The organism is Paenibacillus rhizolycopersici (assembly GCF_014947195.2).
In the GTDB taxonomy this organism is placed as follows: Bacteria; Bacillota; Bacilli; order Paenibacillales; family Paenibacillaceae; genus Fontibacillus; species Fontibacillus rhizolycopersici.
In genome coordinates this window covers 18,822-36,699 of the sequence record NZ_JADCNN020000024.1, presented here as the reverse complement: position 1 = coordinate 36,699, position 17,878 = coordinate 18,822, and the positions used below count along the sequence as shown (strand labels likewise).

Sequence of the window (17,878 nt, the reverse complement as noted above, 5' to 3'; positions counted from 1 at the left end):
AGGACTTGGTTAAGGAGGGATGCTCCTTGTTGGACGTCAACAACTTCGAGTTTATGAAAATTGGGCTTGCTTCCCCAGATAAAATTCGTTCTTGGTCCCGCGGAGAAGTGAAGAAACCGGAAACGATCAACTACCGTACGTTGAAACCAGAGAAGGAAGGGCTGTTCTGCGAAAAGATTTTTGGCCCAACCAAAGACTGGGAATGTCATTGCGGTAAATATAAACGCGTTCGCTACAAAGGCGTCGTCTGCGACCGCTGCGGCGTTGAGGTTACTCGCGCTAAAGTGCGCCGCGAACGGATGGGGCATATCGAACTGGCAGCACCGGTGTCTCATATTTGGTACTTCAAAGGGATCCCGAGCCGGATGGGCCTTGCGCTCGACATGTCTCCGCGTTCCTTGGAAGAGATCATTTATTTTGCATCTTATGTCGTAACGGATCCAGGCGAAACGCCGTTGGAGAAAAAGCAACTATTGTCCGAGAAAGAATACCGCAGCTACCGCGAAAAATACGGCTACGGATTCCAAGCCGGCATGGGTGCGGAAGCGGTGAAGAAGCTGCTCCAGGATCTCGATATCGACAAAGAACTTGATTTCCTGAAGGAAGAATTACGCACGGCCCAAGGTCAACGCCGTAACCGTGCAATCAAACGTTTGGAAGTCATCGAAGCGTTCAAAAGCTCCGGCAATGAGCCGGAGTGGATGATCCTCGACGTGCTTCCGGTGATTCCGCCGGAACTGCGCCCGATGGTTCAGCTCGATGGCGGCCGTTTTGCAACGTCCGACTTGAACGATTTGTATCGCCGCGTCATCAACCGGAACAACCGGTTGAAACGTCTGCTTGACCTGGGCGCGCCGGACATCATTGTTCAAAACGAGAAACGCATGTTGCAGGAAGCCGTTGACGCTCTGATCGACAACGGTCGCCGCGGACGTCCGGTTACAGGCCCGGGCAACCGTCCGTTGAAATCCTTGAGCCATATGCTCAAAGGGAAACAAGGTCGGTTCCGGCAGAACCTGCTCGGGAAACGGGTTGATTACTCCGGTCGTTCTGTTATCGTTGTAGGCCCGTATCTGAAAATGTACCAATGCGGTTTGCCGAAGGAAATGGCGCTGGAGTTGTTCAAGCCTTTCGTAATGAAAGAGCTGGTTAACAAAGGTTTAGCCCATAACATTAAGAGCGCAAAACGCAAAGTTGAACGTGTCAGCCCGGAAGTTTGGGACGTGCTCGAAGAAGTCATTAAGGAGCATCCGGTTCTCTTGAACCGTGCACCTACGCTTCACCGTCTCGGTATCCAGGCGTTCGAACCGATTCTGGTTGAGGGCCGTGCCATCCGTCTGCATCCGCTCGTTTGTACGGCGTACAATGCCGACTTCGACGGTGACCAAATGGCTGTTCACGTGCCGTTGTCTGCGGAAGCTCAAGCGGAAGCTCGTATCTTGATGCTGGCATCGGGCAACATTTTGAACCCGAAAGACGGTAAACCTGTCGTTACGCCTTCGCAGGACATGGTCCTCGGCTCCTACTATCTGACGATGGATAACAAGGAAGCCAAAGGCGCCGGCATGATTCTGTCTTCGATTAACGAAGCGGTATCGGCTTATCAACGCGGAACGGCTTCTCTGCATGCGCGGGTAGCGATTCCAACTAAAGCGTTGGGCAAAACCAGCTTTACGGAAGCACAGCAAAATGCTTTGCTGATCACGACCGTGGGTAAAATCATTTTCAATGAGATTTTCCCGGCTAGTTTCCCATATATCAACGAAGCAACTCGGGTGAACTTGTTCCAAGGAACGCCGGATCATTACTTTATCCATGATAAAGGCGCCAATGTTCTGGAACGTATCATGGCTGCTCCGCTAGCAGGCGGTGTCGGCAAGGAATACCTCGGCGAAATTATCGGCCGCTGCTTCGAAATCTACCATACGACGGAAACCTCCGTCATACTGGACAGAATCAAGCAAACCGGTTTTACTTACTCGACTCGTGCGGGTGTAAGTATCGCGGTGGCGGACGTTATCGTGCCTCAGGAGAAGCAGGAAATCCTGCGTGATTCCGATGAGAAAGTCCGTGTTGTAACGAACCAATACCGTCGCGGTTTGATCACCAACGAAGAACGGTATGACCGCGTTATTGATATCTGGTCTAAATGTAAGGATCAAATTACCGAAGTGCTCATGAAATCGATGGATCGCTACAATTCCATCATGCTCATGGTTGACTCCAAGGCACGCGGTAACAAATCGCAGATCACCCAGTTGGGCGGTATGCGGGGTCTGATGGCCAACCCGGCCGGTCGGATCATCGAGCTCCCAATTAAATCGAATTTCCGCGAAGGCCTGACCGTCCTCGAGTATTTCTTGTCGACGCACGGTGCGCGGAAAGGTTTGGCCGATACCGCGCTGCGGACTGCCGACTCCGGTTATTTGACACGCCGGCTTGTCGACGTGGCCCAGGACGTTATCGTTCGCGAAGAAGATTGCGGTACGGATAAAGGCTTTACCGTCAGCGTGATTCAGGACGGTAAAGAAGTCATCGAGGACCTGTACGACCGGATTGAAGGCCGTTACTCATTCGAGACGATCAAGCATCCGAAAACAGGGGAGATCATCATTCATCGCAATGAATTGATCGACTCCGATAAAGCGCATGAAATCGTGAATGCAGGCATTGCTAAGCTGCAAATTCGTTCCGTACTCAGCTGCCGTGCCCGTCATGGCGTGTGCAAGAAGTGTTATGGACGCAACCTGGCCACCGGGAAACACGTGGAAATCGGGGAAGCTGTCGGGATCATCGCAGCTCAATCGATCGGCGAACCAGGGACACAGCTCACCATGCGTACGTTCCATACCGGGGGCGTTGCGGGTGATGATATTACCCAAGGTCTTCCGCGGATTCAGGAGTTGTTCGAAGCTCGGAATCCGAAAGGTCAAGCAACGATCAGTGAGATCGACGGCGTGATCAAGGAGATCCGCGAAGCCAAGGACCGTCGCGAAATCGAGGTTCAAGGCGAAGCAGAAACGAAGGTTTACTCCGTCACTTACGGTTCTCGTTTGCGCGTCAGCGAAGGCGATGAAATCGAAGCTGGCGATGAGTTGACGGATGGTTCGATCGACCCGAAAGAAATTTTGCGCATCAAAGGGATACGCGGCGTACAGAACTACATTCTGCAGGAAGTACAACGCGTATACCGGAACCAAGGCGTAGAAATCAACGATAAGCACGTTGAGGTCATGATTCGCCAAATGCTGCGTAAGATCCGGATCGTCGATGCCGGCGATACGCCGCTCTTGCCAGGCTCTTTCGTAGACCTGCACGAGTACGAAGTCGCCAACAAAGACGCGATCCTCTCTGGGAAAGAGCCAGCGGTTGCCAAACCGGTTCTGCTCGGGATTACGAAAGCGTCGCTGGAAACCGACTCCTTCCTATCCGCCGCTTCCTTCCAGGAAACGACACGGGTGCTTACCGACGCAGCCATCAAAGGTAAAGTCGATAAGTTGCTTGGTCTGAAAGAGAATGTTATCATCGGTAAATTGATTCCGGCCGGTACCGGCATGAATCGTTATCGCAGCATTCAATTTGAAGAACCGGAGCAAGACGAGACGGCAGAAGAAAGCCTAGAGCCTGTTTCCGTAGAGTAGTTGAGTTCGGTGTGATGAATAGCACAAAGCGGCCCAAACAGTCTAACAATCCTGCTGGGCCGCTTTGGCATTTTAAATAGATTTAGTGATGCTTGGAACTCTGTGAAATTTTACTCTAATTAACAAAAAAATAACCTTGCTCTGGAAAATCCAGAGTAAGGTTATTTGTGAATATAATAGTGTTTCTGCTATAGGCAACAATCGTCACAACTTAATATTCAATCAAATAAGGTAAGCTGAAACCAATTAGTGGATCAACGCCAAGTCCAAATGCATAACTTGTTTGAGTTGTTCCACCGATAATAGGGATTTGCCATTTGATTTTCCCTGTTCCTTTAGCTTCAAGTATGGTTGATCCGCCAGATACTACTCCTTTGGCAGTCGTGCTTCCAACCTCAACTTCAGCTAATATTGTACTATTTATCCACTGATAAGTATCATTTGGATCAGGACTTGGTGTTATGTGTCTATTACCATCATAAGTCGCGTTCTCTGTTCTAATGGAAATGTCTGCGTAATTAAACGGGCTATACTCGTAGATTTTGTTCACTTCGTAATCAAATGTATATGATGCAGCGTTCTTTTTTACTGTTTTCACTTGATACGTGATTGAACTACCATCGTCAAAATTTAACACGAGCGGCTCGTTAACATTTAAAGGAACTACAACTCTACCATCATTCTTGGAAAATTTGGTAACCTCGGTCGTAGGAAACAATTCACGAAGTTTTTCCTTAACGAGATCTTGATCAAAAGCATCGATTTCTTGTGGTGATACCTGCTTAGTATCAGAACTGGACTGTGCATAGGTACTTTGAAACATGAGTAAATACCCTACTGCGATTACAAGAGAAGCAATTAAGAGCTTTCCTTTCTTCATTACAAATCAACTCCTTCTGATTTTTATTTGGTAGATACAATTTAAATGGATATATCTACCTTTAAATAGTATAATAAACCAAAAAAGGAAGGAGGTAAAGACTAATGGGTATAAAAGATGCCATAATAATTTCTTCATTGGTACTCATACAATTACTTCTTTTAGGTTGTGCCGTTTGCATCGGAATTATTTTTTATAATAGATTTTTTAGAAAAAAGTGAGACTAGACTTATTCTGCGAGTTCAAATTGCATGAGTCTATGCTGCGAATGCTGGTGATTTAGTACCACGTGTCAAGATTAGATCGAAATTTTCTTGACATCGGCTATAGCGGAGTGATACTATATCATAGTGCGTGAGTAAGGATAAACCCTGTGCTTTGGAGGACGTCATGATGTCTAATGATAAAGGACTACGGGACGCACCGGTTAAGATCGGCAGCAAGCAAACCATGCGAATGGTTGAGCTTGGACGGGCCGAGGAAGTTTACGTTGCTGAGAATGCAGATCCGCGTCTTACATCAAGGGTCGTCGCTTTGTGCAACCAACACGCCGTCAAAGTCACATATGTGGATACGATGGCTAATCTCGGCAAGGCTTGCGGGATTGAAGTGGGAGCGGCGATGGCTGCGATTGTAAAGTCATAGTTGATCGAAAATGTTTTTGCTAATGAGGGTGACTCCTTGGCAAAAACATTTCCTTTGTTCTTTTATGAACCGCCTGGGTCTGTGGGCTTAATCAAGAGGTTTGTAAAGTGAAATGAATTCTGAGGAAGGGGGTGGCAACAACATGCCAACAATTAACCAATTAGTACGTAAAGGACGCCAAGATAAGGTGTACAAATCCAAATCGCCAGCGTTGCAAAGAGGGTTTAACGCTCTGAAACGTGAGGCTACGGATTTGAGTTCTCCGCAAAAACGCGGTGTCTGCACTCGTGTGGGTACGATGACTCCGAAGAAACCGAACTCCGCACTTCGTAAATATGCCCGTGTTCGTTTGACGAACCGTGTAGAGGTGACGGCTTACATTCCAGGGATCGGTCACAACCTGCAAGAGCACAGCGTAGTGCTGATTCGTGGCGGCCGGGTCAAAGACCTTCCGGGTGTACGTTACCATATCGTACGCGGAGCTTTGGACACCGCTGGGGTTAACAATCGGATGCAAGCTCGTTCCAAATACGGCGCGAAACGTCCGAAAGCGAAGAAATCCTAAGATCGCTTGGAATTTAAATGGAAGTTCAAAAACCGGCTTTTCAGCACCGAGAAGGTTGGATGAAGCTAGGGACTGAGTAGCGGAGCATAGATAGATCTACGTGAGCAACGGAAGTCCCGGCTGAATTCAAGATTCGACGTCGAATCTACATCATGATGTACTTCGTGATCAAAAGGCGGTTTTTAAACAACTACTAAAGGTTTGAATTATTGTTGAAAGGGGGATAACAAACTATGCCACGCAAAGGTCCAGTTACGAAGAGAGACGTGTTGCCAGATCCAGTGTATAACAGCAAATTGGTTACTCGCTTGATCAACCGCATCATGCTTGACGGTAAACGCGGCGTTGCTCAAAGCATTCTGTACAATGCGTTCAACCTCATTCAAGAACGCACGGGGAATGACCCTATGGAAGTGTTTGAAGCAGCGATCAAAAATATCATGCCTGTACTGGAAGTTAAAGCTCGTCGTGTCGGCGGTGCGAACTACCAGGTTCCTATCGAGGTTAAACCAGAGAGACGTACATCCTTGGGATTACGTTGGCTCGTTAACTACTCCCGCAACCGCGGTGAGAAAACGATGGAAGAACGTTTGGCTGCTGAGATTATCGATGCATCCAACAACACAGGCGCTTCCGTGAAGAAACGCGAAGATACGCACAAGATGGCGGAAGCGAACAAAGCGTTCGCGCACTACCGTTGGTAGGATAACGCCCGTATTTCAAAATTTATATTTTGAAGGGAGACAGATTCATGGCAAGAGAGTTCTCCTTGAAAAATACACGTAATATCGGGATTATGGCGCATATTGACGCCGGTAAGACAACCACGACGGAACGGATCTTGTTCTACACAGGCCGTACGCACAAAATCGGGGAAGTTCACGAGGGTGCTGCTACGATGGACTGGATGGAACAAGAACAAGAGCGCGGAATCACGATTACGTCCGCTGCGACGACCGCTCAATGGAAAGGTCACCGCGTAAATATCATCGATACCCCGGGACACGTCGACTTCACCGTTGAAGTCGAACGTTCCCTGCGTGTATTGGACGGGGCTGTAGGTGTGTTCAGTGCTAAAGAAGGCGTTGAACCGCAGTCTGAAACCGTTTGGAGACAAGCTGACCGTTATGGTGTTCCGCGGATCGCTTACGTCAACAAAATGGATATCATCGGTGCTGATTACCTGAACGTTGTCAAAGATATGCGCGAGCGTCTGCAAGCGAATGCAGTTGCAATCCAACTGCCGATCGGTGCGGAAAACGACTTTGTCGGGATTATCGATATCGTTGCGCAAAAAGCGTTTATGTATAAAGATGATTTGGGTCAGGATATCGAAGAAACAGAAATTCCTTCTGAATTCGTAGCACAAGTTGAAGAGCTTCGTGCGGAACTAGTTGAGAAGGTTGCTGAGCTGGACGAAGACTTGACGATGAAATACCTCGAAGGTGAGGAAATCACCGTTGAAGAACTGAAAGCAGCGCTCCGTAAGGGTGTTGTCGAAGTGAAAATCTTCCCGGTTATCTGTGGATCTTCCTACCGTAACAAAGGGGTTCAGCTGATGCTGGATGCCGTTATCGATTACTTGCCAGCTCCAATTGACGTACCAAGCATCCAAGGTCACTTGGAAGACGGTACGGAAGTGGAACGTCACTCTTCCGATGAAGAGCCGTTCTCGGCGCTTGCATTTAAAATCATGACCGACCCTTATGTGGGTAAGCTGACGTTCTTCCGCGTATACTCCGGTATTTTGCAATCCGGTTCCTATGTGTTGAATGCAACGAAAGGCAAACGCGAACGGATCGGACGTATCCTGCAAATGCACGCCAATAGCCGTCAAGAGATCTCCGAAGTTTACTCCGGTGATATCGCGGCAGCTGTTGGTTTGAAAGATACGGGGACAGGTGATACACTGTGTGATGAGAAGGCACCGGTTATTCTTGAATCGATGAACTTCCCTGATCCGGTTATCGAAATCGCCGTTGAACCTAAGACGAAAGCTGACCAGGATAAAATGGGCGTTGCTCTCGGTAAACTGACGGAGGAAGACCCAACGCTTCGTGCTCATACGGATGAAGAAACGGGACAAACGATCCTTGCTGGTATGGGTGAGCTTCACCTTGATATCATCATCGACCGGATGCGCCGCGAATTCAAAGTTGAGACGAACGTAGGTAAACCACAAGTTGCTTATCGTGAAACGTTCAAAGCTCCTGCACGCGTCGAAGGTAAATTCGTTCGTCAGTCCGGTGGCCGCGGTCAATACGGTCACGTATGGGTTGAATTCGAACCGCTGGAACCAGGTACTGGTAACCAATTCGAGAGTAAGATCGTCGGTGGTTCCGTTCCTAGAGAGTATATCGCTCCGGCACAACAAGGTATTGAAGAAGCTATGAAGAATGGCGTACTCGCAGGCTTCCCGCTTGTAGACGTTAAAGCCACGATCGTAGACGGTTCTTACCATGATGTCGACTCCAGTGAAATGGCGTTTAAAATCGCCGGCTCTATGGCCCTGAAAGCGGCTAAAGAGAAGTGTCAACCGGTTCTGCTTGAACCGATCATGAAAGTCGAAGTAACGGTACCTGAGGAGTACATGGGTGACGTTATGGGTATGCTGAACTCTCGCCGTGGCCGTATCGAAGGTATGGACTCTCGCGGTGGAGCGCAAATTATCCGTGCGAAAGTGCCTCTCTCCGAAATGTTCGGTTACTCGACAACTCTTCGTTCCGGTACGCAAGGACGCGGCGTATTCTCGATGGAACTTTCTCACTATGAAGAAGTTCCAAGAAGTATCTCCGAAGAAATCGTATCCAAGAACAAAGGCGGAGAGTAATTTAATGTATTTGCTGGTCGGGAGACCCGTTCTTCCGATCGGTCACACATAACAATCCATATTTTAAGGAGGAACTGTTTAAAATGGCAAAGGCTAAATACGAACGTACAAAACCGCACGTTAATATCGGTACGATTGGTCACGTCGACCATGGTAAAACAACTCTGACTGCAGCCATCACGACTGTATTGTCCAAAACATATGGCGGTGCTGCTGTAGCATTCGACCAAATCGACAAAGCTCCAGAAGAGCGCGAACGCGGTATCACAATCTCGACGGCACACGTTGAGTATGAAACCAACAACCGTCACTACGCACACGTTGACTGCCCAGGACACGCCGACTATGTTAAAAACATGATCACCGGCGCAGCTCAAATGGACGGCGCAATCTTGGTTGTATCCGCAGCTGACGGCCCAATGCCGCAAACTCGCGAGCACATCCTGTTGTCCCGTAACGTAGGCGTTCCTTACATCGTCGTGTTCCTGAACAAATGCGACATGGTTGAAGACGAAGAGTTGCTCGAATTGGTTGAGATGGAAGTTCGTGACCTGTTGAACGAATATGAGTTCCCAGGCGACGACACTCCAATCATCCGTGGTTCCGCTCGTGAAGCTCTGCAAAACCCAGAAGGCGATTGGGCTAAGAAAATCGTTGAAATGTTCGAAATCATCGACGAGTACATTCCGTTGCCAGAACGTCCAGTTGACAAACCGTTCCTGATGCCTGTCGAGGACGTATTTTCGATCACTGGCCGTGGTACAGTTGCTACGGGTCGTGTTGAACGCGGTACGGTTAAAGTCGGCGACGAAATCGAAATCGTGGGTATCCACGAAGAAACGAAAAAATCCGTCGTTACTGGCGTTGAAATGTTCCGTAAATTGCTCGATTCCGCTCAAGCGGGCGACAACATCGGCGCATTGCTCCGCGGTGTTGACCGTAACCAAATCGAACGCGGTCAAGTATTGGCTAAACCAGCTTCCGTTAATCCGCATACTGAGTTCAGCGCTCAAGTATACGTATTGACTAAAGAAGAAGGCGGACGCCATAAGCCGTTCTTCTCCGGCTACCGTCCTCAGTTCTACTTCCGTACTACGGACGTAACTGGCATCATCAACCTGCCAGAAGGTACTGAAATGGTTATGCCTGGCGATAACATCGAAGTTACCGTTCAACTGATCTCCCCAATCGCGATCGAAGAAGGAACTCGCTTCTCCATTCGTGAAGGCGGCCGTACAGTTGGATCCGGTGCCGTTGTTAACATCAGCAAATAATAAGGCTTAATCAGCCTGAAAGAAGGAGCTGCACTCCGGTTTCGGAGAGCAGCTCCTTTTATTTTATGGAAAACAAAAACTTCAGATATTATGCTTGCATTTCGCCTATCTTTTCTATATAATAGTGAATGTTGTTCTGTGACGTTGCGATGATGTGAGAGGTTACTGACACACCCGGCCCCTTTGCCATGGGAGGGGTGCCAGAAAATTTTCACGGAGTATGTCCGATACTAAATTGGGCGATAGAAGGAGGGACTAAAATGGCAAAGCAAAAAATTCGTATTCGTTTGAAAGCTTACGACCACAGAATTCTTGATCAATCCGCAGAGAAAATCGTTGAAACGGCAAAACGTTCGGGTGCTGGCGTATCCGGGCCGATTCCGCTGCCAACTGAGAAACAAGTGATTACTATTCTCCGTGCGGTACACAAGTACAAGGATTCCCGGGAACAATTCGAACAACGGACGCACAAACGTCTGATCGACATTGTGAACCCGACTCCACAAACTGTGGATGCCTTGATGCGCTTGGACCTGCCGTCCGGTGTAGATATCGAAATCAAATTGTAATACCTACTATATGTAAGGTAACCAGGAAAGGAAAAGAGGTGTCAACATGAAAGGTATCTTAGGGAAAAAACTTGGAATGACTCAAGTGTTTACTCCGGAAGGGAACGTAGTTCCTGTAACGGTTATTGAGGCGAGTTCTAACGTGGTTCTGCAGAAGAAAGATCTGGAGAATGACGGCTATGAAGCGATCCAAATCGGTTATGCCGATAAGAAGGAAGCGAGAGCGAACAAACCGGAAGTTGGGCATGCGAAGAAAGCAGGCGCAACGCCTAAGCGCTACGTTCGCGAGATTCGCGGTGTTGATTTGGCAGGATACGAGGTTGGCCAAGAGGTCAAAGTCGATATTTTTGCTGAAGGCGAATTTGTTGACGTAACAGGTATTTCGAAAGGTAAAGGGTTCCAAGGCGTAATCAAACGCTGGGGACAAAGCCGCGGCCCGATGGCTCACGGTTCCCGTTACCATCGCAGACCAGGTTCGATGGGTTCCATCCAAGCGAACCGTGTTCCTAAAGGCAAACACCTTCCAGGACATATGGGCAGCGAAACCGTAACGATCCAAAACCTCGAAATCGTGCGCGTGGATGCAGAACGCAACGTACTGCTTGTTAAAGGCTCGATTCCAGGTCCTAAAAACAGCTTCGTTAAAATCAAACAAACCATTAAGAAATAATTAGCCCTCAAGAAAGGAGGAACAACAAATGCCAAAAGTAGCACTTTTCAATATTAGCGGTAGCCAAGTAGGCGAAGTGGAATTGAATGACGCCGTATTCGGAATTGAACCGAACGCGCATGTCCTTCATGAAGCTGTAGTCATGCAGCGCGCTTCTCTGCGTTTTGGTACGCATAAAGTTAAAGGACGCTCCGAAGTTCGTGGCGGCGGTCGTAAACCTTGGAAACAAAAAGGTACAGGGCGGGCTCGTCAAGGCTCCATTCGCGCTCCTCAATGGAAAGGCGGCGGCGTGGTATTCGGACCAACTCCGCGCAGCTATTCCTACAAACTGCCTAAGAAAGTTCGTCGTTTGGCGATCAAATCGGCGCTCTCGTCGAAAGTGATCGATCAGGACATCATCGTATTGGATACACTTGCGATGAACGCTCCTAAAACGAAAGAATTCGCGGCGATTTTGAACAACCTGAAAGTGGAACGCAAAGCTTTGATCGTAGCGCCTAGCTATGACGACAATCTGGCGCTTTCCGCACGCAATATCCCAGGTGTTAAATTCGTAGCGGCAGACGGCATTAATGTTCTTGACGTGCTGACGCACGACAAACTGATCATTACGAAGGAAGCAGTTCAGAAGGTAGAGGAGGTGCTCGCGTAATGAAAGATCCTCGCGATATTATCAAACGCCCGGTGATTACGGAACGTTCTACGGAATACATGAACGACTTGAAATATGTCTTCGAAGTAGATCTGCGTGCCAACAAAACCGAAGTCAAACAAGCAATTGAGTCGATTTTCGGTGTGAAGGTTAAGAACGTTAACACCCTGCGTGTTCCCGGGAAGTTGAAACGTTACGGACGCTACTCCGGATACACTCCTGAGTGGAAGAAAGCTTTTGTTACATTGACTGCGGACAGCAAGCCGCTTCAATTCTTTGAATCGGTATAAAATCGTTTAAAGTAAGGAGGGAAATCTAGTGCCAATCAAAAAGTACAAACCGACATCCCCGGCAAGACGCGCCATGAGCGTGTCGACCTTCGAAGAAATTACGACGGATCAACCGGAGAAATCTTTGCTTGCGCCGCTGAGCAAAACGGCTGGCCGCAACAACCAAGGTAAAATTACTGTTCGTCACCACGGCGGCGGGCATAAACGTAAATACCGCATCATCGACTTCAAACGGAACAAAGATGGAATTCCAGGCCGCGTTGCTACGATCGAATACGATCCAAACCGGACTTCGAACATCGCTTTGATCCATTATGCCGATGGCGAAAAACGCTACATCATCGCTCCTAAAGGTTTGAAAGTGGGCGACGTGATCGAATCTGGCGTAGGCTCCGACATCAAAATCGGTAACGCTATGCCGCTGGAGAACATCCCGGTAGGTACTGTAATCCACAACATCGAGCTGAAACCAGGCAAAGGCGGACAACTCGTTCGTGCTGCTGGTACAGAAGCTCAATTGCTCGGTAAAGAAGAGAAATACGTTACGATCCGCCTGTCTTCTGGCGAAGTACGTAAAGTCTTGAAAGTTTGCCGTGCAACGATCGGTTCCGTGGGTAACGGTGACCATGAGCTCGTGAAAATCGGTAAAGCAGGACGCAACCGCTGGCTCGGACAACGTCCGGAAGTGCGCGGTGTCGTCATGAACCCGAACGATCACCCTCACGGTGGTGGTGAAGGTCGCGCTCCAATCGGCCGTAAATCTCCGTTGTCTCCTTGGGGCAAACCGACCCTGGGTTACAAAACTCGTAAAAAAGGCAAAGCATCTGATAAATATATTGTTCGTGGTCGCACGAAGTAATCCGCATATCGCGGATCACTTCGCGGCTTGAACGAGCGTAACATGCAGCGCATTGTGAAGGGAGGATAAATGAATGAGTCGCAGTCTGAAAAAGGGACCTTTTATCGACGGTTACCTGCTTAAGAAAGTCGAGGAAGCGAGCGCTTCGAGCAAGAAGGTCGTGATCAAAACTTGGTCCCGTCGCTCCACGATCTATCCGCAATTCATTGGTCAAACGTTTGGTGTTTATGATGGCCGCAAGCACGTACCGGTGTATGTGACCGAGGATATGGTCGGACATAAACTGGGCGAATTTGCTCCAACCCGGACCTACAAAGGTCATACGGATGACGATAAGAAAACGAGACGTTAATAACGATAAGTTCTTCGTTTGAGAGGAGGTAATACTACATGGAAGCTAAAGCACATGCAAGATCGATTCGTATTGCTCCCCGCAAAGCTCAGCTCGTTATCGACCTGATCCGCGGTAAGCAAGTTGGCGACGCGATCGCGATTCTCCGCCATACGCCAAAGGCGGCGTCCCCGATCGTTGAGAAGCTTTTGAACTCGGCGATTGCCAATGCTGAACATAACTATTCTATGGATGTAAATAAATTGGTGATTACGCAAGCTTACGTAAACCAAGGTCCGACGATGAAACGTTTCCGTCCACGGGCAATGGGACGTGCTAGCCGGATCAACAAACGCACCAGCCACATTACTTTGGTGGTATCCGAAAAATAAGGAGGGAAAACGTGTGGGCCAAAAGGTAAATCCGGTCGGATTACGAGTAGGGATTATCCGTGATTGGGAATCCAAATGGTACGCAGGCAAAGATTTTGGTGATCTCTTGCTGGAAGACGTAAAAATTCGTGAGCACCTGAAAAATAAACTGAAAGACTCCGCGGTATCTCGGATTGAGATCGAGAGAGCGGCAAATCGTGTGAACGTTACGATTCACACAGCCAAGCCGGGTATGGTTATCGGTAAAGGCGGTTCGGAAGTAGAAAACCTGCGCGGAGCAATTACGAAAATCGCAGGCGGTAAAAAAGTTCACATTAACATTTCCGAAATCAAACACCCCGATCTTGACGCAATCTTGGTTGCTGAAAGCATCGCACAACAATTGGAACGTCGCGTTTCTTTCCGTCGTGCGCTGAAACAAGCGATTCAAAGAACGATGCGTTCAGGAGCTAAAGGGATTAAAACGGCAGTCAGCGGTCGTCTCGGCGGTGCTGAAATTGCTCGTACGGAAGGCTACAGTGAAGGAACTGTTCCACTTCATACGCTCCGCGCCGACATCGATTACGGTACGGCAGAAGCGCATACAACTTATGGCCGCATCGGCGTAAAAGTATGGATTTATCGTGGAGAGGTTCTTCCTACGGCTAAGAAACAACAAGCTGCTCAGGAAGGAGGCAACTAATCATGTTGGTACCTAAACGCGTAAAACACCGCAAACAACAACGCGGTAATATGAGAGGCCAAGCAAAAGGCGGCACCGAACTTAACTTCGGCGAATACGGCCTGCAAGCTTTGGAGCCGACTTGGATCACGAACCGTCAGATCGAAGCAGCGCGTATCGCGATGACTCGTTACATCAAACGTGGCGGTAAAGTATGGATTAAGATTTTCCCTGACAAGCCGATTACTCAAAAGCCTCTTGAAGTCCGGATGGGTAGCGGTAAAGGTAACGTAGAAAAATGGGTCGCAGTTGTGAAACCGGGCAAAATCATGTTTGAGCTTGCCGGTGTATCGGAGGAAATTGCACGCGAAGCGATGCGTCTTGCCGCCCACAAACTGCCGATCAAAACGAAGTTTGTGAAACGTGAAGAATTGGGTGGTGAAGCAAATGAAAGCTAATGAACTTCGCAACTTAACCACTGCTGAAATCGAACAAAAAATCGCAGGTTTTAAAGAAGAACTCTTTAACCTCCGTTTTCAGTTGGCTACCGGCCAACTCGATAACCCGACTCGGATCCGCGATGTGCGTAAGGAAATAGCTCGTGCTAAAACCGTTATCCGTGAAAGAGAACTTGGGATTATCAGTTAAGAAGCGCTAAATGCGTAAGCGAAGCGCCTAAGTCCAGGAAGGAGGCTAACCATGAGCGAACGTAACAGCCGTAAAGTGCAAATTGGTAAAGTCGTCAGCGACAAGATGGACAAAACGATCGTTGTTGCTGTAGAAACCTACAAAAAGCATGATTTGTACCACAAACGTATTAAATATACGAAGAAGTTTAAAGCGCATGACGAGAACAACACCGCGAAAATCGGAGATACCGTCAAAATCGCCGAAACTCGTCCGTTGTCCAAAGACAAACGCTGGAGACTCGTTGAAGTCGTTGAAGAAGCGGTTATCATTTAATAGCACGGTAGCTTAGACCGAAAGGAGGAAATATCCATGATTCAACCATTTACACGTTTGCAGGTTGCTGACAACTCCGGCGCGAAGGAACTGATGTGTATCCGCGTTTTGGGTGGTACGGGTCGTCGTACAGCACAAATCGGAGATCTGATCGTTTGTTCCGTCAAACAAGCAACACCAGGCGGCGTTGTCAAAAAAGGTGATGTAGTCAGAGCGGTTGTCGTTCGTACGAAACGTTCGGTTCGTCGTAAAGACGGTTCCTACATTGCATTCGATGAGAACGCAGCGGTTGTTGTTAAAGAAGATAAGAGCCCACGCGGAACGCGTATCTTCGGACCTGTCGCTCGCGAACTTCGCGACAAAGACTTTATGAAGATCGTTTCCTTGGCTCCGGAAGTTATCTAAGATCACCCCATAAACAAACGGGGAGCCCGATTTAACAGGAGGTGTAAACCAAGTGCCTAGACTGAAGAAGATTCTTGAATCTCATAACAATAAGCTGCACGTCAAAAAGGACGACACGGTCATCGTGATTTCCGGTAAAGACAAAGGCAAAAAAGGCCGCGTCATCGCCGCTTATCCTCGCGAAAACCGCGTTCTTGTGGAAGGCGTGAACATGGTTAAGAAACATCAAAAACCAAATCAACTGAATCCACAAGGCGGCATTATCGAGAAAGAAGCTCCGATTCACGTTTCGAACGTAATGCATGTTGATCCGAAGAGCGGAAAGGTAACCCGTATCGGTTACAAAGTATTGGACAACGGCAAGAAGGTTCGCGTAGCGAAGAGATCCGGAGAAGTAATCGACTAATCCAGTAACGTTAAGAAAGGAGGTCCATGATTCATGGCAGCAAGAATGAAAGAACGCTTTTTGAACGAAGTAACACCTGCTTTGGTTCAAAAATTCAACTATACAACGGTAATGCAAGTACCGAAGATCGAGAAAGTCGTTATCAACATGGGTGTTGGTGACGCTGTAGCGAACTCCAAAGTGCTTGATTCCGCAGTAAACGATATGCAGTTGATCGCTGGTCAAAAGCCGGTTATCACCCGTGCGAAGAAATCCATCGCCGGTTTCAAACTGCGTGAGAACATGCCGATCGGCGTGAAAGTAACCCTTCGCGGTGACCGCATGTACCATTTCCTCGACAAACTGTTTAATGTAACGCTTCCGCGTGTCCGTGACTTCCACGGCGTATCGACGAAAGCATTCGACGGTCGCGGCAACTATACGCTGGGCCTGAAAGAGCAACTGATTTTCCCAGAGATCGAATACGATCAAGTGGATAAAGTGCGTGGTATGGATATCGTCATCGTAACGACGGCGAAAACCGACGAAGAATCCCGCGAGCTCTTGACGCAACTCGGCATGCCGTTTGCTAAGTAAAAGTCCATTTTCTCCGAAACTATTTAGGAGGTGTCAGGCTAAGTGGCTAAAACTTCGATGAAAGTTAAACAACAACGTACACCTAAATTCAAAGTTCGGGCTTATACCCGTTGTGAACGTTGTGGTCGCCCACATTCGGTATTGCAAAAGTACAAGATTTGCAGAATTTGCTTCCGTGAATTAGCTTATAAAGGCCAGATTCCTGGCGTGAAAAAAGCAAGCTGGTAATTAATCAACAACGGGAAGGAGGTTTACACGTATGACTATGTCAGATCCAATTGCAGATATGCTTACTCGTATTCGTAACGCCAATACGGTGCGTCACGAGACGGTTGAACTGCCTGCGTCCACGATCAAGAAACAAATCGCTGAAATCCTGAAGCGTGAAGGTTTCATCCGTGACGCTGAATATATCGATGATAACAAACAAGGGATCATCCGTATTTTCCTGAAATACGGCCCGAACAACGAACGCGTCATCTCTGGACTTAAGAGAATCAGTAAACCAGGCCTTCGCGTGTACACGAAAAGTAACGAAGTTCCTCGTGTCCTCGGCGGCTTGGGTATCGCGATTATCTCCACTTCCAAAGGTGTCATGACTGACAAGGAAGCTCGCCAGTCCAAAGCCGGCGGCGAAGTTGTCTGCTACGTTTGGTAATTAACGTCTTATAACAAGGAGGTGCAATAAATGTCTCGTATTGGTCGCAAACCAATTACAGTACCAAGTGGTGTGGATATCACACTTGATAATAGCGTCATTACGGTAAAAGGGCCAAAAGGCACTTTGACTCGTGAGCTTCATAAGGACATCAAGGTATCGGTTGACAGCAACGTGATTACCGTTGAACGTCCTTCTGATAATAAGCTGCATCGTTCTCTGCATGGCACGACTCGCTCCGTCGTGAGCAACATGGTCAACGGGGTAACGGAAGGCTTCTCCAAAACGCTCGAGCTGGTTGGTGTCGGTTATCGCGCAAGCTTGTCCGGCAACAAACTGGTTTTGAACGTAGGCTACTCCCACCCGGTGGAAATCACCCCGGAAGCGGGCATCGAATTTGAAGTACCTTCGAATACGAAGATCATCGTTAAAGGGATCAATAAAGAGCGCGTAGGCGAATACGCTGCTAAAATTCGTTCCGTCCGCGCACCTGAGCCATACAAAGGCAAAGGGATCAAGTATGAAGGTGAACGCATCATTCGTAAGGAAGGTAAAGCCGGTAAGAAGAAATAAGTTTCTTCTTAACGCGCCTGTCCTTCTGGCGTCTTGAA

At 48.3% G+C, this 17,878-nt stretch carries 24 protein-coding genes; 23 read left to right on the top strand and 1 reads right to left on the bottom strand.

From position 1 onward, the window contains the following. The first annotated feature begins 26 nt into the window (after window positions 1–26). Window positions 27–3,641, top strand: a complete 3,615-nt coding sequence (rpoC, locus tag IM700_RS19715) for a DNA-directed RNA polymerase subunit beta' (RefSeq protein WP_193418674.1) — start codon at window positions 27–29, stop codon at window positions 3,639–3,641. A 211-nt stretch (window positions 3,642–3,852) separates the two neighbouring features. On the opposite strand, the gene IM700_RS19710 is transcribed toward rpoC, so the two are convergent. Next, complete coding sequence (locus IM700_RS19710; protein WP_193418676.1) at window positions 3,853–4,521, bottom strand: hypothetical protein; 669 nt, start codon at window positions 4,519–4,521, stop codon at window positions 3,853–3,855. A gap of 393 nt (window positions 4,522–4,914) precedes the next feature. On the opposite strand from IM700_RS19710, the gene IM700_RS19705 reads away from it, so the two are divergent. The 22 genes from IM700_RS19705 to rplF all read left to right on the top strand — a co-directional run bounded on the left by IM700_RS19705 (window position 4,915) and on the right by rplF (window position 17,840). Continuing rightward, complete coding sequence (locus IM700_RS19705) at window positions 4,915–5,166, top strand: ribosomal L7Ae/L30e/S12e/Gadd45 family protein (RefSeq protein WP_193418678.1); 252 nt, start codon at window positions 4,915–4,917, stop codon at window positions 5,164–5,166. A 142-nt stretch (window positions 5,167–5,308) separates the two neighbouring features. Continuing rightward, window positions 5,309–5,731, top strand: coding sequence for a 30S ribosomal protein S12 (rpsL, locus tag IM700_RS19700; RefSeq protein ID WP_018753998.1), 423 nt, complete (start codon window positions 5,309–5,311; stop codon window positions 5,729–5,731). Between the two features lie 233 nt (window positions 5,732–5,964). Continuing rightward, window positions 5,965–6,435 (top strand): 30S ribosomal protein S7, encoded by a 471-nt coding sequence (rpsG, locus tag IM700_RS19695; RefSeq protein WP_091234482.1) that lies wholly within the window; start codon window positions 5,965–5,967, stop codon window positions 6,433–6,435. Window positions 6,436–6,482: 47 nt separating this feature from the next. Next, window positions 6,483–8,561 (top strand): elongation factor G, encoded by a 2,079-nt coding sequence (gene fusA, locus IM700_RS19690; RefSeq protein ID WP_193418680.1) that lies wholly within the window; start codon window positions 6,483–6,485, stop codon window positions 8,559–8,561. 83 nt (window positions 8,562–8,644) lie between these two features. Then, entirely contained in the window at window positions 8,645–9,835 is a 1,191-nt protein-coding gene (gene tuf, locus IM700_RS19685) for an elongation factor Tu (protein ID WP_155608379.1), read from the top strand. Window positions 9,836–10,095: 260 nt separating this feature from the next. Continuing rightward, window positions 10,096–10,404, top strand: coding sequence for a 30S ribosomal protein S10 (rpsJ, locus tag IM700_RS19680; protein WP_009226637.1), 309 nt, complete (start codon window positions 10,096–10,098; stop codon window positions 10,402–10,404). 46 nt (window positions 10,405–10,450) lie between these two features. Further along, complete coding sequence (gene rplC / locus IM700_RS19675) at window positions 10,451–11,074, top strand: 50S ribosomal protein L3 (protein ID WP_155608380.1); 624 nt, start codon at window positions 10,451–10,453, stop codon at window positions 11,072–11,074. 28 nt (window positions 11,075–11,102) lie between these two features. After that, window positions 11,103–11,726 carry a 50S ribosomal protein L4 gene (gene rplD, locus IM700_RS19670; RefSeq protein WP_155608381.1) on the top strand — a complete coding sequence of 208 codons (624 nt, stop codon included), beginning with the start codon at window positions 11,103–11,105 and terminating at the stop codon, window positions 11,724–11,726. Continuing rightward, window positions 11,726–12,016 carry a 50S ribosomal protein L23 gene (gene rplW, locus IM700_RS19665; protein WP_155608382.1) on the top strand — a complete coding sequence of 97 codons (291 nt, stop codon included), beginning with the start codon at window positions 11,726–11,728 and terminating at the stop codon, window positions 12,014–12,016. Before rplD ends, rplW begins: the two co-directional genes overlap by 1 nt. Before the next feature lie 28 nt (window positions 12,017–12,044). Then, window positions 12,045–12,875 (top strand): 50S ribosomal protein L2, encoded by an 831-nt coding sequence (gene rplB, locus IM700_RS19660; RefSeq protein ID WP_193418682.1) that lies wholly within the window; start codon window positions 12,045–12,047, stop codon window positions 12,873–12,875. Between the two features lie 73 nt (window positions 12,876–12,948). Continuing rightward, window positions 12,949–13,227: a 30S ribosomal protein S19 gene (gene rpsS, locus IM700_RS19655; protein ID WP_059048886.1), complete on the top strand. Its 279-nt coding sequence runs from the start codon at window positions 12,949–12,951 to the stop codon at window positions 13,225–13,227. Window positions 13,228–13,265: 38 nt separating this feature from the next. Next, complete coding sequence (gene rplV, locus IM700_RS19650) at window positions 13,266–13,598, top strand: 50S ribosomal protein L22 (protein WP_059040325.1); 333 nt, start codon at window positions 13,266–13,268, stop codon at window positions 13,596–13,598. Between the two features lie 13 nt (window positions 13,599–13,611). Continuing rightward, on the top strand, window positions 13,612–14,280 hold the full coding sequence (gene rpsC, locus IM700_RS19645; protein WP_193418684.1) for a 30S ribosomal protein S3: 669 nt from the start codon (window positions 13,612–13,614) through the stop codon (window positions 14,278–14,280). A gap of 2 nt (window positions 14,281–14,282) precedes the next feature. Then, on the top strand, window positions 14,283–14,717 hold the full coding sequence (gene rplP / locus IM700_RS19640; protein WP_059040326.1) for a 50S ribosomal protein L16: 435 nt from the start codon (window positions 14,283–14,285) through the stop codon (window positions 14,715–14,717). Beyond that, window positions 14,707–14,907, top strand: a complete 201-nt coding sequence (rpmC, locus tag IM700_RS19635; protein ID WP_018753986.1) for a 50S ribosomal protein L29 — start codon at window positions 14,707–14,709, stop codon at window positions 14,905–14,907. Before rplP ends, rpmC begins: the two co-directional genes overlap by 11 nt. A gap of 51 nt (window positions 14,908–14,958) precedes the next feature. Next, window positions 14,959–15,222: a 30S ribosomal protein S17 gene (rpsQ, locus tag IM700_RS19630; RefSeq protein ID WP_036619522.1), complete on the top strand. Its 264-nt coding sequence runs from the start codon at window positions 14,959–14,961 to the stop codon at window positions 15,220–15,222. A gap of 36 nt (window positions 15,223–15,258) precedes the next feature. Beyond that, window positions 15,259–15,627 (top strand): 50S ribosomal protein L14, encoded by a 369-nt coding sequence (gene rplN / locus IM700_RS19625; RefSeq protein WP_009226648.1) that lies wholly within the window; start codon window positions 15,259–15,261, stop codon window positions 15,625–15,627. 52 nt (window positions 15,628–15,679) lie between these two features. Beyond that, on the top strand, window positions 15,680–16,033 hold the full coding sequence (gene rplX / locus IM700_RS19620; RefSeq protein WP_009226649.1) for a 50S ribosomal protein L24: 354 nt from the start codon (window positions 15,680–15,682) through the stop codon (window positions 16,031–16,033). A gap of 33 nt (window positions 16,034–16,066) precedes the next feature. Continuing rightward, window positions 16,067–16,609 (top strand): 50S ribosomal protein L5, encoded by a 543-nt coding sequence (gene rplE, locus IM700_RS19615; protein ID WP_155608383.1) that lies wholly within the window; start codon window positions 16,067–16,069, stop codon window positions 16,607–16,609. A gap of 42 nt (window positions 16,610–16,651) precedes the next feature. Beyond that, window positions 16,652–16,837, top strand: coding sequence for a type Z 30S ribosomal protein S14 (locus IM700_RS19610; protein ID WP_009226651.1), 186 nt, complete (start codon window positions 16,652–16,654; stop codon window positions 16,835–16,837). Between the two features lie 31 nt (window positions 16,838–16,868). Further along, window positions 16,869–17,267 carry a 30S ribosomal protein S8 gene (gene rpsH / locus IM700_RS19605; RefSeq protein ID WP_128630038.1) on the top strand — a complete coding sequence of 133 codons (399 nt, stop codon included), beginning with the start codon at window positions 16,869–16,871 and terminating at the stop codon, window positions 17,265–17,267. Window positions 17,268–17,297: 30 nt separating this feature from the next. Beyond that, entirely contained in the window at window positions 17,298–17,840 is a 543-nt protein-coding gene (gene rplF, locus IM700_RS19600) for a 50S ribosomal protein L6 (RefSeq protein ID WP_155608384.1), read from the top strand. Window positions 17,841–17,878: the final 38 nt, after the last annotated feature.